19 protein-coding genes and 1 tRNA gene are annotated in these 24,610 nt (G+C 75.2%); 4 read left to right on the top strand and 16 right to left on the bottom strand.

Annotated features, from left to right (window positions below):
• The first annotated feature begins 84 nt into the window (after positions 1 to 84).
• The 3 genes from LG943_RS09030 to LG943_RS09020 all read left to right on the top strand — a co-directional run bounded on the left by LG943_RS09030 (position 85) and on the right by LG943_RS09020 (position 1,660).
• A tRNA-Pro gene (locus LG943_RS09030) sits at positions 85 to 158 on the top strand.
• Between the two features lie 243 nt (positions 159 to 401).
• Entirely contained in the window at positions 402 to 983 is a 582-nt protein-coding gene (locus LG943_RS09025; RefSeq protein ID WP_270071767.1) for a hypothetical protein, read from the top strand.
• Between the two features lie 167 nt (positions 984 to 1,150).
• Positions 1,151 to 1,660, top strand: a complete 510-nt coding sequence (locus LG943_RS09020) for a GNAT family N-acetyltransferase (RefSeq protein ID WP_270071766.1) — start codon at positions 1,151 to 1,153, stop codon at positions 1,658 to 1,660.
• Between the two features lie 27 nt (positions 1,661 to 1,687).
• Here LG943_RS09020 and LG943_RS09015 read toward each other — a convergent pair whose 3' ends face one another.
• Positions 1,688 to 2,170 (bottom strand): RrF2 family transcriptional regulator, encoded by a 483-nt coding sequence (locus LG943_RS09015; protein ID WP_270071765.1) that lies wholly within the window; start codon positions 2,168 to 2,170, stop codon positions 1,688 to 1,690.
• A 95-nt stretch (positions 2,171 to 2,265) separates the two neighbouring features.
• Here LG943_RS09015 and LG943_RS09010 point away from each other — a divergent pair, with 95 nt between their 5' ends.
• Positions 2,266 to 3,495 (top strand): MFS transporter, encoded by a 1,230-nt coding sequence (locus LG943_RS09010; protein ID WP_270071764.1) that lies wholly within the window; start codon positions 2,266 to 2,268, stop codon positions 3,493 to 3,495.
• Between the two features lie 306 nt (positions 3,496 to 3,801).
• Here LG943_RS09010 and LG943_RS09005 read toward each other — a convergent pair whose 3' ends face one another.
• The 15 genes from LG943_RS09005 to LG943_RS08935 form a co-directional block, all read right to left on the bottom strand.
• Positions 3,802 to 6,144, bottom strand: coding sequence for a TerD family protein (locus LG943_RS09005; protein WP_270071763.1), 2,343 nt, complete (start codon positions 6,142 to 6,144; stop codon positions 3,802 to 3,804).
• 331 nt (positions 6,145 to 6,475) lie between these two features.
• Positions 6,476 to 8,347 (bottom strand): ABC transporter ATP-binding protein, encoded by a 1,872-nt coding sequence (locus tag LG943_RS09000; RefSeq protein ID WP_270071762.1) that lies wholly within the window; start codon positions 8,345 to 8,347, stop codon positions 6,476 to 6,478.
• Positions 8,344 to 10,320 (bottom strand): ABC transporter transmembrane domain-containing protein, encoded by a 1,977-nt coding sequence (locus LG943_RS08995; protein ID WP_270071761.1) that lies wholly within the window; start codon positions 10,318 to 10,320, stop codon positions 8,344 to 8,346. Before LG943_RS08995 ends, LG943_RS09000 begins: the two co-directional genes overlap by 4 nt.
• 405 nt (positions 10,321 to 10,725) lie before the next feature.
• A complete protein-coding gene (locus LG943_RS08990; protein ID WP_270071760.1) occupies positions 10,726 to 11,334 on the bottom strand; it encodes a bifunctional 4-hydroxy-2-oxoglutarate aldolase/2-dehydro-3-deoxy-phosphogluconate aldolase in 609 nt (202 codons plus the stop codon).
• 64 nt (positions 11,335 to 11,398) lie between these two features.
• Entirely contained in the window at positions 11,399 to 12,370 is a 972-nt protein-coding gene (locus tag LG943_RS08985) for a sugar kinase (protein ID WP_270071759.1), read from the bottom strand.
• Positions 12,367 to 13,245, bottom strand: coding sequence for an SMP-30/gluconolactonase/LRE family protein (locus LG943_RS08980; protein ID WP_270071758.1), 879 nt, complete (start codon positions 13,243 to 13,245; stop codon positions 12,367 to 12,369). The genes LG943_RS08985 and LG943_RS08980 overlap by 4 nt, the downstream gene beginning before the upstream one ends.
• A gap of 28 nt (positions 13,246 to 13,273) precedes the next feature.
• Positions 13,274 to 14,419 carry a galactonate dehydratase gene (dgoD, locus tag LG943_RS08975; RefSeq protein WP_270071757.1) on the bottom strand — a complete coding sequence of 382 codons (1,146 nt, stop codon included), beginning with the start codon at positions 14,417 to 14,419 and terminating at the stop codon, positions 13,274 to 13,276.
• Entirely contained in the window at positions 14,416 to 15,141 is a 726-nt protein-coding gene (locus tag LG943_RS08970) for a FadR/GntR family transcriptional regulator (RefSeq protein WP_270071756.1), read from the bottom strand. Before LG943_RS08970 ends, dgoD begins: the two co-directional genes overlap by 4 nt.
• 22 nt (positions 15,142 to 15,163) lie before the next feature.
• Positions 15,164 to 15,919, bottom strand: coding sequence for an SDR family NAD(P)-dependent oxidoreductase (locus LG943_RS08965; RefSeq protein ID WP_270071755.1), 756 nt, complete (start codon positions 15,917 to 15,919; stop codon positions 15,164 to 15,166).
• 17 nt (positions 15,920 to 15,936) lie between these two features.
• The gene (locus LG943_RS08960; RefSeq protein ID WP_270071754.1) at positions 15,937 to 16,905 is read right to left on the bottom strand and encodes a DUF4380 domain-containing protein; all 969 of its coding nucleotides are present in this window, start codon (positions 16,903 to 16,905) and stop codon (positions 15,937 to 15,939) included.
• Positions 16,902 to 17,990, bottom strand: a complete 1,089-nt coding sequence (locus LG943_RS08955; protein WP_270071753.1) for a zinc-dependent alcohol dehydrogenase family protein — start codon at positions 17,988 to 17,990, stop codon at positions 16,902 to 16,904. The genes LG943_RS08960 and LG943_RS08955 overlap by 4 nt, the downstream gene beginning before the upstream one ends.
• Positions 17,991 to 18,034: 44 nt before the next feature.
• The gene (locus LG943_RS08950; protein WP_270071752.1) at positions 18,035 to 19,042 is read right to left on the bottom strand and encodes an ABC transporter permease; all 1,008 of its coding nucleotides are present in this window, start codon (positions 19,040 to 19,042) and stop codon (positions 18,035 to 18,037) included.
• Positions 19,043 to 19,054: 12 nt separating this feature from the next.
• Positions 19,055 to 20,674: a sugar ABC transporter ATP-binding protein gene (locus LG943_RS08945; RefSeq protein WP_270071751.1), complete on the bottom strand. Its 1,620-nt coding sequence runs from the start codon at positions 20,672 to 20,674 to the stop codon at positions 19,055 to 19,057.
• A gap of 55 nt (positions 20,675 to 20,729) precedes the next feature.
• Positions 20,730 to 21,686 carry a substrate-binding domain-containing protein gene (locus LG943_RS08940; RefSeq protein WP_270071750.1) on the bottom strand — a complete coding sequence of 319 codons (957 nt, stop codon included), beginning with the start codon at positions 21,684 to 21,686 and terminating at the stop codon, positions 20,730 to 20,732.
• A 1,497-nt stretch (positions 21,687 to 23,183) separates the two neighbouring features.
• Positions 23,184 to 24,503 (bottom strand): RNA polymerase sigma factor, encoded by a 1,320-nt coding sequence (locus LG943_RS08935; RefSeq protein ID WP_270071749.1) that lies wholly within the window; start codon positions 24,501 to 24,503, stop codon positions 23,184 to 23,186.
• Between the last annotated feature and the right edge of the window lie 107 nt (positions 24,504 to 24,610).

Below are 24,610 nucleotides of genomic sequence, written 5' to 3'. Positions count from 1 at the left end.
TCGCCCGGCCCGGAAATCCCGTCCCAACCAGCCCTCAGGATGCGATAGAGTCTTACTCGTCCGAAGGGGAAACCCGCAGGACACCGGGACGTAGCGCAGTTTGGCAGCGCACTTGACTGGGGGTCAAGGGGTCGTGGGTTCAAATCCCGCCGTCCCGACATAGGAACGGGCGTTCACACAGGTGAGCGCCCGTTCGTCGTTTCCGGGGTCCGGTGGCTGAGGGCCGCCGGTGCACATTCGGTGCACATGGCTCCCGTCGCTGAGCTGGGATTGCGCGGCCCGCGCCGCCGCCTTCATCCGCCCTCTGTCCATCGCGTCGGCGGTGGGATCCCCCGTGAGGGGAGCCTCTTCACCCGCACGGGGGATCACCAGGTCCAGGGCCGGTGGCGAGACTGTCGGCCATGACGAATACCCGGCTCCTGCGCGCGATTTCGCACACCCCTCCCGACAGCGCCGACACCGAGCGGCCCGTTCCACGCTGGGTGCTGCGGCTGGCCTACACGATGCCGCTCCTGCTCCTGCCCTCGTGCCTGTGGCGGCTGCCGTTCGCCTTCCACTTCGACATGGGGCAGCAGCACGAGGCCACCCTGCCGGCCCTGTGGGTAAGCATCCCCTATGTGCTGGGCCTGAGTCTGGTGACCGAACTGGTCGCGTTCCTGTGCCTGGGCCTGGTGCGCCGCTGGGGCGAGGTCGTACCCGTCTGGCTGCCCGTCATCGGCGGGAGGCGCGTCCCTCCCCTCGCGGCAGCCGTGCCCGCCGTGCTCGGCGGGCTGGCCCTCACCGTGCTGTTCTGCTCCGTGCCGATCGGCGGCGGACAGTCCTTGTCCCTGCTCGGCGTGAGCCAGGACATCACCTACGACAACGGTTGGTGGCGGGCGCTCGCACGGGTGTGCACCGCGCCGCTCCGCGTGTGGGGACCGGTCGTCCTCGTGCTCGCCGGCGCCTACTACCTGCGCCGCCGGTCCGGGCCCATGCCCCACTAGCGGCCCACGGTGCGCTCGACGACGGCTAGGGCCTTCTCGACGCGGGCGCCCAAACGAGCGGCCGCGGGTCGAGAGGGGCGGGCCGTGGGAGCACCCTTCGCTTCCTCCACGGGTGGCGTGCGCCGTAGGCTCACAGTGTGACCGAGCACGCGTGCCCCCGAGCAGGCTTGACAAGCGAGCGCCTGACGCTGCGCCCGTTCCGACCGGAGGACGCCGCCGATGTGCACGCGGTGTGGAACGACGAAACCTACCTGCGCTTCGCGCCCGTCGGGCTGTCCACGGCAGGGGCCGATCTGCCACGGGCCGTCGAGTGGTGTTCGAGCGGGCCGGTCTTCGCCGTCGAGCGCCGTGAGGACGGGCGACTGGTGGGGCACGTCGCGCTGATCCGCACGGACTGGACCGCGATGGTCACCGAGATCCACTACTGGACGGCGCCCTGGGGGCGGGGCAGCGGCTACGCCGCCGAGTCGGTGCGCACCGTGGCCCGATGGGCGCTGAACACCCGGAACATGACCCGCGTAGCCCTGCTGGCCATGGTGGACAACGCCGCGTCGATCCGCGTGGCCGAAGCCGCCGGGTTCCGCTTCGAGGGCGTTCTGCGCAACGCCGCGCTGACCCGCTCAGGACGCGGGGACCTCGCCGCCTACAGCCTGATCCCGGCCGACTTCGCCGGTTAGGCCGCGACGCGGCGGCGCTCGTCCGCGTCAGCGGGGAGCGGCGGCCAGCCAGCGGCGGAGGTCGGCGAGCGCCGCGCCGTCGGAGTCGGTGTCGATGGCGGAGGCGAGGTCGGCGATGGTGATGCGGGAGAGGACGCCGGCCCAGGCGTCCTCGGCGGCGGCCATGGCGCGGGCGATCGCGCACGGGCGTGTGCACTGCTCGGCGGGAACGGCGAGCGGTCCACGCTGCCGGATCTCGGCGCAGCGGTAGGCGGGTTCGGTTCCGTCGATGGCCCGGACCACGTCCAAGGCGCTGATCGCCTCCGCCGACCTGGTGAGGCGGTAGCCACCGACCTGGCCCGCGGTCGAATGCACGATCCCGGCCCGGGACAGGGTTTGGAGGTGCTTGGCCAGGTAGGCCGGCGGAATGCCGTGCAGTTCGGCCAGCCGCGCCGCCGGCACCGGCGTCCGGCTCTGACTGAGCGAGACGCAGCAGTGAAGGGCCCATTCCACCCCGTTGGACAGCTTCATGGGGCGAGTCTATCTCGGACGTTTAGTGTCCGGGTTGTGGTAGAACTCCAAGCATTCCGGATAAAAACCGTCCGAGATCGTTCTTGGAGCCCTCTGTGACCCACGCCTCCTCCCGAGTCGACGCGGCACCCGCGGTGCTGGGAGCCGCCGCGTTGTTCGTCGCCGCCGCGAACCTGCGCCCCGCGATCGCGGCCGTGTCCCCGCTGATGGACCGCATCCGCGCCGACCTGGACCTCCCCGCCACGGCCGCGGCGCTGCTGACGACCGTCCCCACACTCGCCATGGGCGTGTGCGCCCCCCTCGCCGCGGTCGCCGGCCGCCGCTTCGGCCTGCACCGCGGCGTCCTGCTCGGCCTGGCCGTCATCACAGTCGCCACCGCGGCCCGCGCCGCGGGCCCCTCCACCTGGGTGCAGTTGAGCTGCGCGGCGGTCGTGGGAGCGGGCATCGCGATCGCGCAGACGCTCCTGCCCGCCGTCGTGAAGTCGCGGTTCGCAGGACGCGTGGGCCTGGTGACCGGCGTCTACACCGCCGGCCTCGGCCTGGGTGGCGCGGTGGCGGCGGGGGTCAGCGCGCCCTTGGCCGATGCGCTCGGCTCCTGGCCCGGTGCGTTGGCGTCTTGGGCGGTGCTGGCGGTGGCCGGGATGGTGCTGTGGTCCGCCGCCCGGGGGCCACTGGACCTCGACGGAGCCGCGGCCGGCTCCGCCCCTGCGCCTCGCGGCCTTCCCTGGCGCAGCGGCACCGCCTGGCGCGTCACCGCCCTGGCAGCCGCCAACTCCGCGCTGTACTACTGCGAGTTGGCCTGGGTCGCGCCGCTGCTGCACGACGACGCCGACCACACTCCGGCGGCAGCCGGCGCGCTGCTGACCGTGATGATCTCGATCCAGGTCGCGGCGATGGTGGCCGTCCCGGCCCTCCTCGGGGAAAAGCGCGACCCGCGGATCGGATTGGCGCTCACGGCCGCCCTGACCGCCGTCGGCCTGGCGGGGCTGGGGCTGGCCCCCACCGCGGTGACCTGGCTGTGGATCGCCCTCGTCGGTGTGGGCCATGGCGGCCTGTTCACCCTGGTACTGGCGCTGCCCGCGGTGGTCGGCCGCGACTCCGCCGAAGCCGGGCGATTCAGCGCGATGGCGTTCATCGTCGGCTACGGGTGCGCGGCGCTGGCCCCTGTGCTGGTGGGGATCCTGCGCGACGCCGCCGGCGACTTCCGGATGGCCTTCGCCCTGCTCGGCGGTCTGGCCGCGACCCTGCTGCTGCCCATCTCGCTGCTGCACGGGCGGCGCGGCGCAACAGGACGCGATGGCGCTCCGGAGCGGCAGGCGAGTTGACGTCGAAAGGCCGGCGCCTTCGGCGTGCGCCCTTCATCGCATGGTCGCCAACCTGGAACCGGACCGGACCCCATCAGCCCCGCGTTCCTCGCGGGCGGTGGCCGCTTCCTCATTCGCTCTTTCGGGGTGTGTCGGCCACCCTCCGTCTCGTCACCCCTCCGGCGCAAGGAAACGAGTGAGGGGCCGGCGGTGGCCGACCCCTCGAAGTGTGAAGGTGAGGAGAGTGGCGGAGCTAGACCATAAGAAAGGATGAGAAGGAAGCGCCGCCATGGCCTCACCGCCCCCGAGTTTAAGGCACCCGAGGGCTCAGCCGCCAATGAGTTCCGGGAAGCGGGCGGGGGTGAAGACCTCTCCGTCGTCTCCCAGGTCTTCGGGGTGCTCCAGGCCGAGGTAGACGTCGCCGGGGCTCAGCCGGCCGGGAGATTCCTTGCGGATTTCCACCCGCGCGCCGCGGTGGCGCATCGATTCCACCAGGTGGCCGATGGTCAGGTACCGGTACTCCACGATGGCGCGCGCGAGCGCGCCGGTGTCGGCGTGGTTGTCCTCGACCCGGTTGAACGCCGCCTGGCCCGACAGGCTCAGGTGCATCCACCGCGCCCGCCACCCGCCCGTGTCGGGGTCGCGGGCGAACACCAGCGGCAGCACGACGCGGCCCGTGCCCACCAGGTCGGACTTGACGCGGACCGTGCGGGCCTCGAAGGGCATGCCGGCCTGATCGGCGTCGCGGGTCATGTAGCCGAAGAACCCCTCGGCGAGCTCGGCGAAGCCCTCCCCCTGGAAGACGTTGACCTGCGGCACCACGTAGGCGGCGGAGACCCGGGCCAGGTCGAGGTCGATCATCTCGGTGGCGCCCTCGGACGCCTCGACGATGTCGCCCGAGTGGGTGCCGCCGTAGCCCGACAGGGACGTCCACGACACCTGCCCCTGGAAGCCGAAGCCGGCGTCGAGGAACAGCACCGACAGGTCGAGGTCGGTGATTTCCCGGGCCTGGCGCCAGTACACGAAGAAGCGCAGGTGGTCGCCGTCCACCCGGGTGGTGGAGCCGCGGGGCAGCATGCCCAGCCCGCCCTCGGGCGCGCGGGCGCTGGGCACGGCGACCTCCAGGACGTCGGGGTCGACCAGGACCCGCTCGGCGGCCGGCAGGCGCGCGGCGATCTCCGCGTCCAGGACCGCCGTGACGCGCGCGACGGCCTCGGTGCCGAGCGGTACCCGGTCGTCGGGCGCCACCCACGCGCGGGCGGAGCGGTTGGCGAACAGCCGCGCCCCGCCGAGCCCGGTGCGGCCGCTCAGGTGCTCGCGGGCGCCCACCAGCACCCGCCCGGCGACGTGCGGGGCGGCCTCGGCCAGGGCACCGGCGATCAGGCCGACCGCGTCCGGGGCGGTCCCTCCCGGAGCGGTCTTTCCCGAGGCGGTCGCGTCCGGGGCGGGGGTGCCGGGTGTGCGCAGGAGTCGGTCCAGGTTGCGCACGAGCTGCCCGGGCGACGCGGCGAGCAGCCGCACCGCCTCGGCGGTGTCGCCGGCGGCGAACGCGGCCTCGATGCGTCCGGCCAGGGAGACGGCGCGCCGGTCGCCGCGCGCGACCGCGAACACCTCCTGGGCGTGCGGGTGCTCGGGGTGCTCGTGGGGGTGCAGCCGCTCGCCGAGCCGCTTCCAGCGGCCCGCGTGGCGGTTGACGTCGCCGAGCTTGGCGGGCTGGCCGGCGACCACCCGGTCCAGAGCGGCCATGAGCGCGCGGCGGTCGGCGCGCGGCAGCGAGGTGAAGCGGGTGGGCGTGGCGAGGGTGACGTCGCCTCCCGACAGGGCGCACGCCAGGCGCAGGACGTCGGTGGCGGTGTCCACGAGCAGCGGGCGGCCGTGCGCCAGGCGCACCCGGTTGACCAGCGCCCGGTTCTCGCGGATGCCGATCTCCTCGGGCTGGGGGTCGTCGACGCAGTAGGCGGCCAGCAGCCCCAGCAGGTCGCGGTCGGCCTCGCCCAGCGGGACGGGCGAGGCGGCCAGCCGCAGGTAGTGGCGGTGCGCCTCCTCGGGCAGGGGACCGCCCAGGTGCAGCACGGTGACGCGGTCCTTGGCCGAGGCCACGAGGTCGTCGTGGCGCAGGAGGAGGTCGGCGTAGGTGTGCTGGTAGCGCCCGTAGGCGGGCAGGCCCAGCAGGTTCACCCCGTCGGGGCGCGGCGCGGGGTCGGCGCCGGGGTGCCCGTCCTCGGCCGCGTCGTCCGCGCCTTCGGCGGCGGCGTCCGCCTTGGTGGGGTCCGCGACGACGGCGTCCGTCCCGGCGGCGGCGTCCTCGTCGTCGCCTTCGGCGGCGCCGACGAGCGCGCGGGCCAGGCAGTCCGCCCAGAAGTCCAGGGTGTCGGGCACGTTGGCCGGGAAGTCGGCGAAGTAGACGTTGTGGTCGACGTGGCCGCCCGCCAGGCCTCGCACGGCGGCGAGGACGGCGACGGCGGTGTCGATCGCGGCGCCGGGTTCCAGCCCGGCGATGTGCTCCAGCAGTTCCCGGGAGCAGGCGAACCCCGCCGTCAGCAGCGCGGCGTCCGCCTGTCGGGCCACGTTCTCCGCCCGGCCGGAGGGCGCACCGGCGCGCGCGGGGACGCGCAGGGTGGCCTGGATGAGGCGGGCCTCCAGCCCGCCGTGGTCGGTCGCGTCATGCATGTGTGCCTCCTGGTCCGCCCCCACCCTTGCGGACAGACCCGTCCGGGGTCATCCCGTTTTCACCGGATCCGCCGGCCGCCGCGCCGCTGCGGGCTGTCGGCGCGGGGGCGAGGAGTCGACGGGTCGGCCATGGTCCGGCGGGGCCGTTCGGCCCCGGGGCCTGCGGGGCCTGCCGGGTCGGCGTGCTGCCGGACCGGCGCGGCGGGCGGGGGGTGTCCGCCGCTGTCGCCTACGACGCGCGGCACGGCCCCCGGGATCCGGGGGTTCGGGGATTGAAGCGGATTCGGGGAGGCGGAGTCGGGGATCGGGGGTGTTGGGCGGCCGCCGTCCGCTAACGCGGCGCGGTCTGGCGGCTCCAGGCCTCCCAGAGGGCGGCGTAGGTGCCGCCGAGGGCGCGGAGGTCGGTGTGGCTGCCCTCCTCGATGATGCGGCCGGACTCGATGACGAGGATGCGGTCGCAGGCTTTGGCCTGGTCCAGGCGGTGGGCGACCACGAGGCCGGCTCGGCCCGACAGGGCCGCCGCCGTGGCGCTGTCGAGGGTGCCGGCGTGGGCGGACCCCGCCTCGGCGGTGGCCTCGTCGAGGATGGCCACGGCCGGGTCGGCGAGGACCATCCTGGCCAGGGCCAGCAGTTGGGCCTCGGCCGGTGTCAGGCTGTGCCCCTCGGTGCCGACCACGGTGTCGAGTCCTTCGGGAAGGCGGGCCAGGAGGCCGTCGGCGCCGACCGTGGCGAGCGCCGCCCTGACCTGCTCGTCGTCGGCCGAAGGGGCCGCCAGGGTGAGGTTCTCGCGCAGGGTCGCGGCGAAGACGTGCACCTCCTGGGTGATGAGGACCAGGTCGCGGTCGCGCCCCTCCGCCGCCGGAGGGCGGCGGACCGAGCCCGCCGTCGGCTCGTGCACGCCGGCCGCCAGTGCGGCGACGGTGCTCTTGCCCGCGCCGGAGGGCCCGACGAGCGCGACCGTCTCGGTGCGGCCGATCTCCAGGCTCACCCCGTTGAGGACCGGGCGGTCGGGGTCGTAGTGGAACGCGACGTCCCGCAGGGCCAGGACGGGCGGAGCGCCGGCGTCCGCCAGCGCGCTGACGGCGTCGTCCTCCCCGTTGTCCGCGGCGTCCTCCCGGTCGTCCGCGTCGCCGGGCGCGCTGACCGCGTCGTGCCCCGGCTCCTGGGGTTCGGGCGTGGCGTCGATGACCCCGACGATCCGCGCCAGGGATGCCAGCGCCGACTGCATGTCGTCGATGACGATGAGCAGGCTGTTGATCGGGTTGAACAGCCGGATGAAGAACATGATCGCCGTCGTCGCGCCGCCCAGGGTGCCCAGGTCGTTGGTCACCAGCAGGTAGCCCACGACCAGCAGCCCCGTCATGCCGAGGAACTCCGCCACGTTGAGCCGCCCGAAGAACCGGTTCTGCACGACGCGGGCCCGCAGTTCCCACCCCACCACCTGCCACGACGCCCGCGCGATGCGGGCGTTGTGGCGGTCCTGCAACCGGTAGGCGTGCACGGTGTCGATCCCGTGGAGGGAGGTCAGCAGGTGGTGGGCGCGCTCGGCCATGGCGGCGCGCTGCGCCGTGTACACCTGCGGGGCGTTGCGCAGGTACCAGCGCACGGCGAACACGTGGATGGGCACGATCACCGCGACCGCCAGCGCGTAGCGGTAGTCCACGACCGCGATGCCGACCAGCGTCACGGCGATGGTGAAGAGCGAACTGGTCAGCGCGGGCACGATGCGCGGCGCGGCCTGGGAGATCTCGGCGACGTCGTCGGTGGCGCGCGAGACCAGGTCGCCGCTGCCCGCCTCCTCGACCATGCCCTGCGGCAGCTCGAACGCGCGGGCGACCATGCGCTCGCGCAATTGGGCGATGACCGTCTCGTACAGGCGGGAGGCCGTCACCACGCCGACGGCCGTCAGGACGGCGCCGACCAGGGCGCCGCCGACCATGGCCGCGCCCAGGGTCCACAGCCAGGCGGTGCCCGTCTCGCCGGACTCCACGGCGTCGACCAGCCCGCCGAGCGCGGCCGGAGCGATGAGGTCGGCGGCCGCTCCCGCCGTGAGAATGGCGACCACACCGGCCAGCGACCACCACCGCCCGCCCAGCGCCGCGCGCACCGCGCGGGCGACCTGGCGGGCGTCGGCGACGGGCAGCCGCCGCCCCGCGCGGGACGCTCCCGCTTCGGCGGCCGTGTCGCTGTCGCGCGCGGTCATCGCGTGCCTCCCTGGGCGGTGGTGGCGGTCGAGGCGGTGGTGGGGGTGGTGGCGGTGGTGGGGGTGCCGGTGCCGGGGGCGTCGGTGTACTCGTGGCCTTGTGCCGCCTGCGGCTCTTGGGTCTCTTGGGTCTCTTGGGTCTCTTGGGCGCTGCCGAGCCGCAGCACCCGGTCGGCGGCCGCCAGCAGCGCGGGCGAGCGGGTGAGCAGAACCGTGGTGCGGCCCTGCCGGCACGTGCGCAGCCGCGCGGCCACCGCCTGCTCGGTCACCGAGTCGACCGCCGTGGTGGGGTCGTGCAGCACGAGGACGGGGGTGTCCTGGGCGAGCGCCCGGGCCAGCGCCACCCGCTGGCGCTGCCCGCCGGAGAGGCGGCGCCCGCCCTCGCCGACGGCGGTGTGCACGTCCTCGGGCATGGCGCGGAGGAACTCCGCGCAACCGGCGTCCTCCAGCGCCGCCAGGGCGCGGTCGGTGTCCGCGCCGCCGACCGCGACGTTGTCCAGGACGGTGCCGTCGAAGAGGTCGGCGGCGTGGGGCGCCACGAGGAGGGTTCCGGGTGGCGCGTCGGCGAGGGCGCGGCCCGCGAGCCGCACGCCTTCCCCTCCCCCGGGCTCGGCGCGGCCGGACAGCACCGCCACGAGTTCGGCCGCCTGCGTGCCGTCAACGGGCACCGCCACGCACTCGCCGGGGGCGACGCGGTCGCGCAGGGCCGCCGCGCCGAGGGTGAGATCGAGGTCGAGGTGGAGGTGGTCGGGATCGAGGTCGAGGGGTTCGGGGTCGGTGGGGTGGCGGCCGTCGGTGTCCGCGTCGCCGTCGGCGGCGGTGTCCCCGCCGGTCGGCTGCCCGGCCCCGGGTGCGGTGCCGATCGCGCCGTGGCCGGGGGCGGGGGCGGCTTCGGTGGTGCCGTTGGCGAAGGCTGCGGACGCGGCGGGCCGCTCGTAGGGCTTCGGGGAGCGCAGGACGTCGAGAACGCGCTCGGCCGAGGCGGTCGCCGACGCCCAGATGGTGCCGAAGTTGGTCGCGACCATGGTCATCGGCCCGACGAGGAACTGTGCGAGGCCCACGACGGTGATGAGCGCGCCCACGCTCAGGGAGCCGGACAGCGCCTGCCACCCGGCGGTGAGGGTGATCGCGGCGAGGAACACGCCGGTGGCGGCGTTCATCGAGCCGAGCAGGACCCCCTGGGCGGACTTCGCGTGCAGGGTGGCCTGGAGTGCGTCGCGCGAGGACCGCCGGTAGCGCGCCGCCGCCTCCGGTCCGGCGCGCAGTCCCGTGACGATCCGGTAGCCCGCCATGAGGTCGGCGGCCTTGCCCGCCGCCGACGCGGCGAGCGCCTGCTCGCGGCCCGACCGCCGCCGCAGGGTCCCGCCCGCGCGGTCGATGAGCAGGATCATCGCCGGGGCGCCGACGAACACGGCCAGCCCCAGCGGCCAGGAGAGCGTGAAGAGGACGACCCCGCCGAAGATGATCGCCGCGAACTCCCCGAGGGGGTAGACCGCGATCGCGACGGCCATGGCCAGGCGCGAGACGTCGGAGGAGGCCACGGACAGCCCGACGCCGGGCAGCCGCGCGGCGCCTTCGAGGCCGCCGGGGTCCAGCAGGCGCTCGGACACGGCCGTGCGCAGCCGGTGCTGGACCGCCTGCATCCCGAAGAGCCCGATGCGGGAGCCGAACTGGAAGGACAGCATGAACATGAGGTAGTTGAGGACCAGCACCCCGATCCACAGGACCAACTCGACGGGGTCGGCCCCGCCGATGGCCCGGTCGATCGCCACGCCCATGAGGACGGGCACCAGCGCCTCGCCCAACTGCCAGAGCACGATGAGCCCGGCGGCGGGGAGGGTGTAGCGCTTGGCCGCGAGGATGACCCCGATGGTGAAGCGCCGGGGTGTCTGCTCCGGCCCTGTCGGCGGCAGCTCCACCGGCACCGGCTCCTCCGGCACCCGCGCCCAGGGCCGCCTCGTCCGACCTGCCATCGCGTCCCTCTCCCTACTCCCCTACTCGCCGCCGCCTCCCCCACCGCGCCCGGGCACCGCAAGCCACCCGCCGCCCGTGGAGGGGGTGGGGCGGGTTCCGCTCGCCCGAACCGAAAGTGAAGGTTAGTGCAGGCTAATCTAACCAGCTCCAAACGCCACAAGCGGGGCCGGAGGGGGCAGTCAGGGGTCGGCGGGACGCCACGGGCGGTGGATGGTCCCGGAGTGCGGTCGCCGCAGATCGGGGCGGATGACCGAGGAGATGACCGAGGTGCGGCGAGGGCGGCATGGGTGGCCGCACGCCCGCCACCCCAGCCGCCCTCGCTGCCCTGTTACGGCCTGCACCACGCGCCCCGAGATCCGTTGGTCTCGTGCTCTGGAGGGCGAGGACTCTCGCCCCCGCCCCGCCTACAGGTCCTTCAAGGCCGGGATCTGGTCGGGGTCGCTGAGGGCCGAGCCCACGGCGACCAGGGCGGCTCCGGCCTGGAGGAAGGCCGGGGCGTTGCGGGCGTCGACGCCTCCGGTGGCCACCACGCGGACGTCGGGGAACGGGCCGTGAAGAGCCTGGATCCAGGCCGGGCCGAGGACCGACGCGGGGAACGCCTTCACCCAGTGCCCGCCCGCGCGCAGGACGGCCTGGACCTCCGAGGGGGTGGCCACGCCGGGCAGGTGGGGCATGCCCGCCTCCTCCGAGGCCACCATGACCTCGGGGTCGAAGCCGGGGGCCACGGTGAACGCCGCGCCCGCCCGCGCGACCGCGCGGACCTGGTCGACGTCCACGACGGTGCCCGCGCCCACCCGCAGCCCCCGCTCCGCGCCCGCCCGCACCGCCGCGCGCATCGCCTCCAGGCCGCCGGGGTCGCGCGCGGGCACCTCCACCACGGTGATGCCCAGGTCCCACGCCCGGGTGGCCACCGCGACAGTGTCCTCGGGGGACAGGCCGCGCAGGATGGCCATCACCCGGTGGCCCTCGAACAGCCGGTCCAGGCCGCTGCCGCTGTCGTTGCCGCTGCTCATCCGGTGCTCCCTCTCTCGCTCACGCACTTTCCGCCCCCGCTCCCCCGCGCACTCCCTGACTCGCTCACTCACTGACCCGCCCGCTCACTGACCGGGCCGACGCCAGCTCCACCCAGCGCTCCTCCGGCGCGTGCAGCGCCGCGTCCCACTCCCCCGCCTGCGGCGGCGGGGCCAGGTCGCCCAGTTCGCGCAGCACCCGGGCGGCGCACAGGTGCCCCAGGCGCAGCCGGCCCGCCGCGTCCAGGCCGCGCAGCCCGCCCGCGAGGTACCCGGCGGCGAAGGCGTCGCCCGCGCCGACCGGTTCCACCACCTCCACCACCGGCGAGGGCACGTGCGTGCGGCCCTCGGCGAACTCGGTCGCGCCGTGCTCGGCGTCCTTGACCACCAGGCGCGGCACGTCGGGCAGCAGGGCGCGGACCTCCTCGGCGGTCGCCGTGCCCCACAGCGCCTCGGCCTCGTCGCGGCCGACCAGGACCACGTCGGCCAGCCGCGCCAGCTCCAGCAGCCGCGCCGCCGCCCGCCCCGGCGGCCACAGCCGGGGCCGGTGGTTGACGTCGAAGCTCACCACAAGCGCGGGGTCGGTGAGCAGCCGCTCGGCGAGCGCGTCGCACTCCGGCGACAGCGCCGGCGTGATCCCCGACAGGTGCACGCCCGCCGCCCCGCGCACCAGCGGGTCGTCGGCGGCCTCGGGGCCCAGCGCCGAGGCGGCCGAGCCGGCCCGGTAGTAGTGCACGGTGCTCCCCTGCGGCGCGGGGTCCTTGGCGAAGAGGCCGGTGGGGCGGTCGGGGTCGGTGCGCACCGCCGACACGTCCACGCCGCGCCCGGCGACCGCGCGCAGCACCACCCGGCCGAAGGGGTCGTCGCCCACCGCGCTCAGCCAGGCCGCGCCGTGCCCCAGCCCGGCCAGCGTGCAGGCGACGTTGGACTCCGCCCCGGCCGCCGTGAGGGCCAGGCGCGGCGCCGACTCCAGCGGCACCGGGTCGGCGGGCACCAGCAGCGCCATCGTCTCGCCCACGCACACCACCGGCCCGCTCACGCCGCGCCCCCGAACTCCGCGGCGGGGCGGGCGGGCGCGTCGGCGGCCGCGCGGAACACCGCGCCGTCAGCCCGTCCGGGCGCCTCCAGCCCGATCGCCGCGGTGGCGACGAACAGGTGCGGCCGGTCCTCCCCCACCACGCACACGCTCGCCGGCTGGGCGGCGGGCAGGCGCACCACGCGGTCCAGGGCGCCCTCGGGGGTGTAGCGGTGCACGCGCCCGGTGCCCCACACGGCCGTCCACAGGTGCCCGGCGTCGTCGACCTGCATGCCGTCGGGGCTGCCCTCGGCCAGGCGGGCGAACACGCGGCGGCCGCCCGGCCGGCCCTCGGCGTCGACAGCGAACACGTCGATCCGGCCCTCGGCGCTGTCGGCCAGGTACATCAGCCGACCGTCGGGGGAGAACGCCGGGCCGTTGGGGATGGTGTAGCCCTCCAGCACGCGGTGCACGGCGCCGTCGGGGTCGGCCCGGTACAGCGCGCCCGCGCCGGGGGTGCCGTCGTAGGCCATGGACCCCGCCCAGAAGCGCCCGGCGGGGTCGCAGCAGCCGTCGTTCATGCGCATGGCGGTGGGGGCGCCCTCCTCGGGGCGCGCCAGCCACTCCACGCCGGGGGCGCGGCCCTCGCGCACGGTCAGCAGGGCCACCCCGGTGCCGGCGGCGGCGACGTAGGTGTCCTCGGCCCCGCGCACGGGGGCGACCGCGCCCAGGGGGACGTCGATTTGCGCCAGCGTGCGGACCGGTCCGGGCCGGGCGGGGTCCAGGGCGAACAGCCGGCCCGCGAGGATGTCGACCCCCAGCAGGCCGGCGCGGGTCCACCGCAGCCCCTCGCCCAGGTCGAACCGGTCCGGTGTCCAGGTCTCGGGGGGTGTCTCCACCGCGTGTGCTCCTGTCCCTACCATTTGCCTACCATTCGGCGAACGATCCGTCGTCGTGGCTCCACACCGGAGGGCGCCAGCGGTGCCCCGCCCGGTCGGCCGCGCGCACCGCGGCCTCGTCCACCTCGATGCCCAGGCCCGGCGCCTCGCCGCGCCGCATGTGGCCGTCGGGGAAGGCGAACACCCCGGTGTCCACGACGTAGTCGAGCAGTTCGGCGTCCTGGTTGTAGTGGATGCCGATGCTCTGCTCCTGGATGAGGAAGTTGGGGGTGGCGAACGCGACCTGGAGGCTGGCGGCCAGCGCCACCGGGCCCAGCGGGCAGTGCGGGGCCAGCAGGGTGTCGTAGGTCTCGGCCAGCGCCGCGATCCGGCGCACCTCGGAGATGCCGCCGGCGTGGGAGAGGTCGGGCTGGGCCACCGCGATCCCGGCCTGGAGGGCGGGCAGGAAGTCGCCGCGCGAGTACAGGCGCTCGCCGGTGGCGATGGGCACCGGGCTGGAGCGCACCACGTCGGCGAGGAGGTGGCCGTACTCCGGCAGCACCGGCTCCTCCACGAACATGGGCCGCAGCGGCTCCAGCAGCGGCAGCACGCGGCGCGCGGCGGCGGCGTTGAACCGGCCGTGGAAGTCCACGGCCACGTCGCGGTCCTCGCCCAGCACCGCCCGGACCTGGGCCAGCCGGTCCACCACGGCGTCGATCTCGCGGGCGGTGGGCGAGCGGCTCACCACCCCGGCGGCGTTCATCTTCACCGCCGTCAACCCCGCCTCCACCCGCGCGGCCACGGCCTCGCCCAACTGCGCGGGGTCGTCGCCGCCGACCCAGCCGTAGACGCGCACCCGGTCGCGGACCGGCCCGCCCAGCAGGCGGTACACCGGCACCCCCAGCCGCTTGCCGGCGATGTCCCACAACGCCTGGTCCAGCCCCGCCACGGCGCTGGAGAGCACCGGGCCGCCCCGGTAGAAGGCGGCCTTGGTCAGGCGCTGCCAGTGGTGCTCGATCGCCGTGGGGTCCTCGCCCAGGAGCAGGTCGGACAGCTCCTCGACGGCGGCGCGCACCGTCGCGGCGCGGCCCTCCACCACCGGTTCGCCCCACCCGACGACGCCCTCGTCGGTCTCCACGCGGCACAGCAGCCACCGCGGGGGGACCAGGAACGTCTCGATGCGGGTGATCCTCATGCGGGTCTCTCCAGTTCGTCGTCGGCGCCGTCGCCGGTGGCGCGGAACAGGTCCTCCTCGGCCTGCTCCAGCAGCGAGCGCATCGCGGTCTCGGCGGCGGCCGCGTCGCCCGCCGCGACGGCCTCGGTGACCGAGGTGTGGCTGGGCACGGGGTCCTTGTGGGCGCCCGCGTGCACCAGGCGGTCGCGCTCCACCAGCCCGGCGGCCAGGAAGATGTCGGTGCGGGTGTACAGCTCGTTGTGGGTGGCCGCGAGCAGGGCGCGGTGCCAGCGCAGGTCGCTGGCGGCGGCGTCCTCGGGTGAGGCGTGGGTGTCGGCCATCGCCCGCACCGCCGCGCGCAGCTCGGCCACGTCGGCGTCGGTGCGGCGCAGCGCCGCCAGCCGGGCGGCGGTGGGCTCCAGGGCGCCGCGCAGCTCTGCGAGGTCGCGGAAGAACAGGTCGCCGGCTCCGGTGGCGACCTGCCACTTGACGACGTCGGGGTCCAGCAGGTTCCAGTCGGCCCGGGGCCGTACGAAGGTGCCCTTGCGCTGCCGGGACCCGACCAGCCCCTTGGCGGCCAGGACCCGGATGGCCTCCCGGATCGCGGTGAGGCTCAGGCCCAGGTCGGTGCTGAGCGCGGCCAGGTCGATGGTCTCCCCCTCGGCGATCTCGCCGGAGAGCACGCGTTCGCCCAGGAGCTGCACGATCTGCCCGTGGACCCCGCGTTCGGAGTAGGCCGCCATCATGTCCTTCCTCTCCAGCGCCTCAGGACGACGCCTTGTAGATACTCCATCCTCCGTCGACCGGAAGGCTCACCCCGGTGACGTAGGAGGCGTCGGCGGAGGCGAGGAACGCCACCGCGGCGGCGACCTCGTCGGGGTCGCCCAGGCGCCCGGCGGCGGTCTGGGCGGCGCTGTCGCGGCGGTCGTCCTCGCCGATCCCGTCCCAGGCGGCGGTGAGGACGGGGCCGGGCAGCACGCAGTTGACCCGCACGTCGGGCCCGTACTCCACGGCCAACTGCCGGGCCAGGGCGGTGAGGCCGCCCTTGGTGGCGGCGTAGGCGGGCCGGCCCGGCAGCCCGAACCAGGCGTGCACCGACGACACCAGCACCACCGAGCCGCGGGTGGCGGTGAGGTCGTCCAGACAGGCCCGCACGCCCAGGAACGCGCCGGTGAGGTTGACCGTGAGCTGGCGCTCCCAGGAGGCGGGCGAGGTCTCGTGGGCGGGGGCGACCTCCACGGTGTAGGCGTTGGAGACCAGCGTCCCGACGGGCCCGAACGCCGAGCGGGCGGTGTCGACGACGCGCGCCCAGTCGGCCTCGTCGGCGGCGTCGGCGCGCACCGCGACCGCGCGCCCGCCCTTCGCGCGCACGCGCTCGGCCGCCTCCTCCACCGCCGGGGACAGGTCGGTCATGACCACCGCGGCGCCCTCGGCGGCCAGGCGGCGGGCGGCGGCCGCGCCGATCCCCTGGGCCGCGCCGGTGACGACGGCGGCGGCCCCCTCGTGTCGCTTGTGTGCCATGTCTCTCCCGGTCGGTGCTAGTCCCCCGCGGGCGCGAGGTCGAACGCGATACTCAGTGTGGTCTGGGCGCCGGGTGCCAGGTCGGTGAGCGGCCCCAGCACCTCGCACTCCACCACCCGGTCGCGGGGCCGCAGCCCGCCCAGGTGCTCCAGGGGGCGCTCCAGCGGGTACTCCAGCCACACCTCCACGCGCGAGCCCTGGTCGGGGTAGGTGCCGGGGGCCACGGTGAAGGTCTGGGTGAGGGTGCCGGCGCGGCCGACGTGGCGCAGCCAGCCCTCGGCGGTGGGGAACCCGACCTTGCCGACCACGTCCTGGGCGGGCACCCGCAGCACGCCGGGCGCGTGCTCGACCACGCGCGGGTTGGCGTCGCCGGCCACCAGCGGCACGGTGTGGGGCCCCTCGCCGCGCACGCCGACGTAGACGCCGCCGGTGCCGTCGGCCGGGGCGGCGGCGCCGTCGAGCTGGGTGACGTTCCACAGCGCCCAGGTGCGGGGTGCGGCGGAGGTGTTGCGCGCGGTCAGCTCCAGCCGGTAGCCCCGCGCGCCGGGCTCCAGGGTGATCCGGCGGGTCAGCCGCAGGCCGGTGCGGGGGTCGTCGCCGCTGGTCATGGTGAGCACGGCGGCGCCGGCGGCGCCGTGGCCGGCCTCGGCGGCATAGGCGCCGGAGTCCAGCACGGGGTCGGGCGGCCCGGCCCACTCGCCGGGGTGCGACCAGCCCTGGGGCGCCGGCCAGGTCTTGTCGCCGCCGACGTTGTTCCAGGCGCTCATCGGCCCCTCGGTGGGCTCCAGCACAACGCCCTCGCGGCGCCGCAGGTCGGCGTCGAGCAGGCGCGGGTTGCGGTAGAGGAACTCCCGCCCGGCCAGGCGCAGGGACAGCACGCGCCCGCCCAGGCCGGGCGCGGCGGTCAGGCGCAGCGCGCCGTTGTCCAGCACCACGCGCTCGTCGGGCCCGGCGCCCTCGCGCGTGACGCGCACCCGGCCGGTCACCGCTCCTCCGCGGCGGTCAGTACGACCTTGCCGCGGCTCTCGCCGGCGGCCAGGCGGTAGGCGGCGTCGGCGTCGGCGAGGTCGAAGCGGTCGGAGACGACCCGCTCGGGCGAGAGCCCCCAGCGCACCAGGTTGCGCGCCAGGTCGGCCATCGCCGGCAGGGAGGTGACCCAGGAGGCGTAGAGGGTCAACTGCTTGTGCAGGAGGGTGTCGGAGACCTCGGTCTCCAGCGTGCCGCCCTCGCCCACCAGCGACACCCGCCCCCACTCGGCGGCCTGCTCCAGCGCCAGGGAGCGCCCGGGGCGCGAGCCCGAGCAGTCGATCACGGTGGCGGCGCCGCGCCCGGCGGTGGCGGCGGCGACCGTCTCGGCCGCATCCTCGGGGGCGGCCACGGCGTCGAAGACGTCGAGGCCGGCGGCCCACTCGCGGCGCCGGGCGGAGGGCTCCACGCCGATGACGCGGGCGGCGCCCATGCCCCGGCCCACCATCCCGGCGGCCAGCCCCACCGGCCCCAGGCCGACGACGAGCAGGTCGCCCTCGCCGCTGACGCCGATGCGCCGCAGCCCCTCATAGGCGGTGCCGAACCCGCAGGCGATGAGGGCGCCGTCGACGAAGGACAGCTCGTCGGGCAGCGGGACGCAGGTGGCCTCCTCGGCCAGCAGGTACTGGGCGTGGCCGCCGTCGCGCTGCCAGCCGTAGGCGGCCCGGGAGGGGCCGGTGCAGCTGATCATGTAGCCGCGGCGGCAGTTGTCGCACAGCCCGCACCCGGCGATGTGGTAGACGATCACCCGGTCGCCGGGGCCGAACCGGCGGCAGCCCGGCCCGGCCTGCACGACGGTGCCCGAGGGCTCGTGGCCGGCGACGACGCCCCGGTAGGCGGGGCCGTCGATCCCGCGGTGGGTCTTGTGCTCGTGGTAGATGAACCCGATGTCGCTGCCGCAGATGCCCGAGGCGCCCACCCGCAGCAGCACCTGGCCGGGGCCGGGCTCGGGCACGGGCAGGGTGTCGACCACGGCGGTGGAGTCGCCCGGCAGCCGGACCCCGCGCATGGTCGCGGGCGTCGGCGCGGTGGTGGTCGCGTTCACGCGGTTCCTCCCTCTCTGGAATGCCTCTTGCTGATGCGCGTCGCTCAGGTGAGGCGGTTGGCGGCCGAGCGGCTGTTGACCAGGACGTTCACCAGGACGGCGGCGACGATGATGAGGCCGCGCACCACGTCCTGGAAGAAGGGGTTGACCCCCAGCAGCACCAGCCCGTTGGCGATGACGCTGATGAACACCACCCCCAGGAACGTGCCCAGCAGCGACCCGCGCCCGCCGGCCAGCGCGGTGCCGCCGATCACCACGGCCGCGATGACGTCGAACTCCAGGCCGGCGGCGGCGCCGCCGTTGCCCGAGCCCAGGCGGGCGGCCAGCAGGATCCCGGTGACGGCGGCGAGCAGGCCGGTGGTGGCGAACAGCACCACCCGCACCCGGGTGACGTTGAGCCCGGCCAGGCGGGCGGCGGCGGCGTTGCCGCCGATGGCGTAGACCGAGCGCCCGTAGGCGGTGTAGCGGGCGACGTAGGCGAACACCGCGAACAGCACCAGCATGACCAGGGCGGAGGTGGGCACGCCCAGGACCGATCCGCCGAGGACGTCGAACACCGCGCTCTCGGGCAGCGGCACGGGCAGCGCGTCGGTCATGTACAGGGCGAGCCCGCCCAGGACGCTCCACAGGCCCAGCGTGGTGATGAAGGAGGGCACGTTGAACCGGGCGCGCAGCCACCCGGCCAGGGCGCCCCATGCCACACCCAGCAGGAGGGTGAGGGTGATCGCGCCGGCCACGCCGAGGTTCCACTCGGCGGCGCCCTTGGCGACCAGCACCGAGGCGAAGGCCACGGCCGGGCCGATGCTGATGTCGATCTCGCCGGCGACGATGACCAGGGTCACGCCCCAGGCGGCGATGCCGATGGTCGCGGCGTTGCGCAGCAGCCCGAGCTGGTTGTCCAGGCTCAGAAAGCCGCTGGCGGAGGCGCCGAGCACGACGTAGAGGAGGAGGATGGCGGCCAGCAGGCCGATCTCGTTGAGCCGGCGGCCGTAGCGGCCGAGGCCGCGCCGCGCGGGGGCGGCGGCGCCGGGGACTGCGGTGGTGGTGGTCATTGCTACCTCGCCTCAGGCCGCCATCGCGGCGGTCATGATGTTGTCCAGGGTGATGTCGTCGCCGGTCAGCTCCTGCTCCAGCCGGCCCGCGCGCAGGGTGAGCACCCGGTCGCACACCAGGGGCAGCTCCTCCAGCTCGCTGGAGACGAACACGACGGCCGCCCCCTGGTCGGCCAGCTCCCGCACGATCCGGTAGATCTGGGCCTTGGCCTCGACGTCGACGCCGCGGGTGGGCTCGTCCAGCAGCAGGATCCGGCTGCGGGCGTGCAGCCAGCGGCCGATGACGGCCTTCTGCTGGTTGCCGCCGCTGAGGTTGACGATGGGGGTGTCGGGCCGCGCGGTCTTGATGGAGAGGCGCTCGACCAGGCCGCGGCCGATGGCCGCCACCCGCGAGGGCCGCACGGTCGCGGCGGTGGAGGCGCCGCCGAACCAGGTCAGCACCATGTTCTCCGAGACGCCCAGGAGCGGCACCACGCCCTCTCCCTTGCGGTCCTCGGGGGTGATGCCCACGCCCAGGCGCTTCATGGCGCGGGGCGTGCGGCGGGCCACGGGGGCGCCCTCCACGGCGACGGTGCCCGTGGAGGGGGCGAACCCGGCCAGGGCGCGCAGGACCTCGGTGCGGCCCGAACCCATGAGCCCGGCCAGCCCCAGCACCTCGCCGGGGTAGAGGTCGAAGGAGACCGCGTCGACCTTGGGCGGCACCGCCAGATCGCGCACCGACAGCAGCGGGGTGCCCGAGCGGTCGACCGCGCCGGCGGGGCGGCGCGCCTCCTCGGCCTCGTCGCGGCCGAGCATGAGCGAGACGATGCGCGCGGTGGTGGCGCCGCGCACCGGCGCGGTCTCCACGACGGCGCCGTCGCGCATGACGGTGACGGTGTCGGCGACCCGGCGGATCTCGTCCAGGCGGTGGCTGACGTAGACGACGCCGACGCCGCGCCCGGCCACGCGGGTGACCGCCGACAGCACGATCTCGGCCTCGCCGGCGGCCAGGGCGCTGGTGGGCTCGTCCAGGATGAGCAGCCGGGGGCGCGAGCGCAGCGCCCGCGCGATCTCCACGAGCTGCTGCTGGGCCAGCGGCAGTTCACCGACGGGGGTGTCGGGGTCGATGTCCACGCCCAGCTCGGCGAACGCCTCGCGGGCGCCGGCCCGGACGGCGGCGTGGTCGATGCGGCCGCCGGCGGTGGGCCAGGCGCCCAGGCACAGGTTCTCGGCCGCCGAGAGCTGGGGCACCAGGCTCAGCTCCTGGTGGACGGTGCCGACGCCGAGTTCGGCGGCGCGGCGGACCCCGCCGCCGGCCAGCGGCGTGCCGCCGATCTCGACGGTGCCCTCATCGGGGGTCTCCACCCCGCAGAGCATGCGGATGAGAGTGGATTTACCGGCGCCGTTGCGGCCCAGCAGCGCGCGGACCTCGCCGGCGCGGACCTCGAAGTCGACGCCGTCCAGGGCGCGCACGCCCGGGTAGGTCTTGGTCGCGCCGCGGGTGGCGGCCACGACGGCGGAGGTGGGGGCGGGGATGGTGCCCGGGTTCGCGGCGGCGCCGGCGTCGGGCGCGGTACCGGCGTCGGGCGCGGTACCGGGGTCGGGTGCGGTACCGGGGTCGGGTGCGGGCGAGGACGGGGTGTCGCTGCTCATGGGTGTCTCCACTCGTGGGCGAGGTGCGGGCGGGAGGGCGGTCGCGCGCGACCGGTTAGGGGATCCCGTCCGGGTGCTCCTCCAGCCACCGGGCGCCGTCCTCGGGCGTGGTGTAGAGGTCGATGGGCGCGTCGGTGACGAACTCCTCGGGGGCGTCGCCGGCGATGATGGCCTCGACCGTCTCCCCGGCCATACGGCCCACGACCAGGCCGGAGATGTCGACGTTGGCCTTGAGCACGGTGTGGTCGGCCAGGGCGCGGGCGGCGTCGGTGGACATGTCGCTGCCGAAGACGACGACCTCGCCGGCGCGCCCGCTGGCGTTGACCGCGCGCACCGCGCCCATGGTGGCCCCGCCCGCCTCGCCGTAGAAGGCGTCCACGTCGGGGTTGGCGGTCAGCACCCGCTCGCCCACCTCGACGGCCTCGTCGATGGTGGCGCCCTGCTGGTTGGCGACGATCTCGGCGTCGGGCAGGCGCGCGAACAGCGCCTCCTCGAAGCCCTCGCGGCGCTGGACGCAGACCTCCACGAACTCGCAGTTGAGGACGGCGATGTCGGGGTCGGTGACACCCTCGCGCTCGAAGTGGTCGGCGGCGGCCTCGCCGAGCAGGCGGCCGAACTCGTGTGGGTCGCCCAGGATGTAGGAGGTGACGTACTTGCGGGCCGCCTCGTCGTTGATGCAGGTGTTGTAGCAGACGACGGGGATGCCGCTCTCGTGGGCCAGCCGCACCGCCGGGACGGAGGCGGTGGCCGAGACCGGCGACAGCACGAGGGCGTCGACACCGGCCGAGGAGGTGACGTCCACGAAGGTGCTCTCCTCGGAGGCGTCGCCCTGGGCGTTCAGCTCCAGGAGCTGGAACCCGCGCCCCTGCTCCTCGGCGTGGTCGCGCAGCCCCTCGCGGACCCCGGCGTAGTAGCCCTGCGCGTCCATGTAGACGATGCCGACGCGCCCGTTCTCACCGAGCCTGCCCCCGGCGCACCCCGCGAGGCTCACCAGGCACAGCACCGCCGCCACGGCGGCGACCGCCCGGACACCCAGGCGGCCCCGGCTCCGGCCGTGGTCCCGGCCGTGATCCCGGCCCTGATTCCGGTCCTGGCCCTGACTCCGGCCCTCGCCTCGCTCCCGGGCGCGGGCGTCCGTGTGTGCGCGAGCGCGGACCGGGCCGCCTCCGGGCGGGCGCTGCGGCCATCGAGACATGGGGGACCTCCCTGGGGTACAGGCACCCGCCTCACCTGGGAGGATGCCGTCCTGACTGGCTGAGAGCATGCCACTGTGGGCCAGGTCTCGTCAATGATAAATACTAATTAATTATTTTTTTCCGGCAGGTTGCACGCGGGAGGACCGCAAGGACGGGGGGAGAGGGCGGGACCGGGGGCGGCGGCCAGCGGCCTGCCGGGCGCGGGGTGGAGGTGGCGACGGGGCACCGAGGGCGGCGGGTGGTCAGGGCCGCGGGCACCACACCCGGCGGCATGACAAAGGAGGCAACGGGGGCGGCGAGGACAGCAGGGGCACGGGGCGCGCGGCAAACGGATCTGCGGGCGCGTGGCACAGGCAGCGACGGGGCACCGAAGGCGGCGCGGGGCGGAGGCGTGCGGCCATCGGTTCTGCGCGCGCGTGACAGAGGAGGCAACGCGGGCGCAACGGCGCGCACCAACCTGGGGCCGCACGACTCTGACTGAGGATGGGAGGCCCGGTGACCCGGGCCACTGGTAAACCGGTCAACCGGTCAACCGGGATCAGACTTGGCGGTCGACGCCACGCCAGCCGTCTTCTGCCCCTCACCCCGGGGTGGACAAAAGACGCAGGCCGGGCACACACCTCTGCCCATCTCACATGATGAGACAAGAAAGGGCTCTTTCACCACGAGGTGCGGCTACGGCCGCCGCAATCGAACGGTAGACGGGCCTCGCCGCCCCCAGAAACCGTCATAGCGGGCAAACCGGCACCCAGAAGCCCCAAGGCGTCTCACCATGTGGTCAAATCGCCCCGCCGGATGACCCCCAGTCCTTCACCTGACAGCCGAGTGAAAGTACAAAACAGGCATTGGCCCCAAAAAGACCGCCTGCATACCGTCGACACTCGGCTTCCGTTCACCCACCCCCACCGAACCGGCGCCTCGTGCCGCCGCGACGCCGTCACCACGCGCGCCCGCCCCTCGTCGCAACCTCAGGCACCCGCCCCGAGAACCGGCGCCCGCGCACCCCGACCATCCGCCGCCCTCGGCGCCCCGTCGCACCCCCGACCACCCGCCGAGCAGCCCGATAAGGCGCGCCCCCGGCCACCACCCGCCCTCGCCGCCTCGTCGCGACCTCGGCCATCCGCCCAAATCAGCGATGAACGCGAACCCGGCCCACCCGCCGCCTTCGCCGCCCCCGTCGAAACCTCAGCCAACCGCCCCGAGAACCGACAACCGCGCACCCTGGCCGCCGCCGCCTTCGCCGCGCCCCGTCGCAACCCCGACCATCGCCGAGCGGCCCGACGACCACCCACCCGGGCCACCCGCCGCGCTCCCTACGAACCTTTCGATTCCTCCGAGCCATCCGGATCGTCCGGTCCTTCCAACCCCTTGAGCCCTTCAAGCCCTTCAAGCCCTTCAAGCCCTTCGAGCCCTTCGATGCGCTCCAGCAGTACGGCCCGCTGGCGCTCGTTGCCCGCGAGGTCGGCCGCGCGGCGCAGTTCCTCTCGGGCCTCCTGGTGGCGGCCGAGGCGGGCGAGGAGTTCGCCGCGTGCGCTGGGCAGCAGGTAGGAGCCCGCCAGCCGCTTGGCGTCCAACTCCTCGTCCAGGATGCGCAGCGCCGTGGCCGGGTCGGCGGCCATCGACACCGCGACGGCGCGGTTCAGCGTCACCACCGGGTTCTTGGTGAGCTGCTCCAGCGCCGTATACAGGGTGACGATCTCCTCCCAGTCGGTGTCCGCCACGTCGGCCGCCCGCGCGTGGCAGGCCGCGATCGCCGCCTGCAACCCGTAGGGGCCGCGCCCGCGCCCGAACGCGTCAGCCCGCGCGAGGGCCGCGAGCCCGCGCGTGATCTGCCCTCGGTCCCACCGGCTGCGGTCCTGGTCGGCGAGCAGCACCGGCGCGCCGTCAGGCCCCACCCGGGCCGCGAAGCGCGACGCCTGGATCTCCATCAGCGCGACCAGGGCGTGCGCCTCCGGTTCGCGCGGCGCCAGCGCCGCGACCATGCGCCCGAGCCGCAGCGCCTCCCCGGCGAGGTCCGTGCGCAGGACACGGTCGCCCGACGTCGCGGCGTAGCCCTCGGTGAAGACGAGGTAGACCACGGCCAGCACCGCCGCCAGCCGCCGCCCCCACTCGTGCGGCTCGGGCACCGCGAAGGGCACCCGGGCCGCCGAGAGCGTCTTCTTGGCGCGCACGATGCGCTGCTGCATCGTGGGCACCGGCACGAGGAACATCCGCGCGATCTCCTCGGTGGTGAGACCGCTGACGACGCGCAGGGTGAGCGCCACCTGCGCCTCGCGGCTCAGCACCGGGTGGCAGGCCGCGAAGACGAGCTTGAGCACGTCGTCCTCGATCGGCTCCCACTCCTGCTCGGCCGCCGTGCTCATGTCGTGGGCCAGGGTGCGGTACCGATCGTCGAGGCGCTCGCTGCGGCGCCAGGTGTCGATGGCCCGGCGCTTGGCCACGGCGGTGAGCCAGGCGCCCGCGTTGCGCGGGACGCCCGACTCCGGCCACTGCGCGAGGGCGTCGGCGAGCGCGTCCTGGGCGAGGTCTTCGGCGAGGCCGACGTCGCCGACCATGCGCGCCACCGTGGACACGACACGCGCGCCCTCGATGCGCCACACCGCCTCGACGGTGCGGCGCACGTCGTCGCTCACCGCGCCCACATCCGCTCCCCCGGTCCCGGGGGGGGGGGGGGGGGGGGGCGGGCCGCCCCGCGGCCGCCCGCCCCCCCCCCCCCCCCCCCCCCCCCCCCCCCCCCCCC

Origin of the sequence: Streptomonospora mangrovi, from assembly GCF_027604915.1 — a bacterium.
In the GTDB taxonomy this organism is placed as follows: Bacteria; Actinomycetota; Actinomycetes; order Streptosporangiales; family Streptosporangiaceae; genus Streptomonospora; species Streptomonospora mangrovi.
Note: the sequence above shows the minus strand (reverse complement) of the source record. Positions and strands in the feature narration are given on the sequence as shown.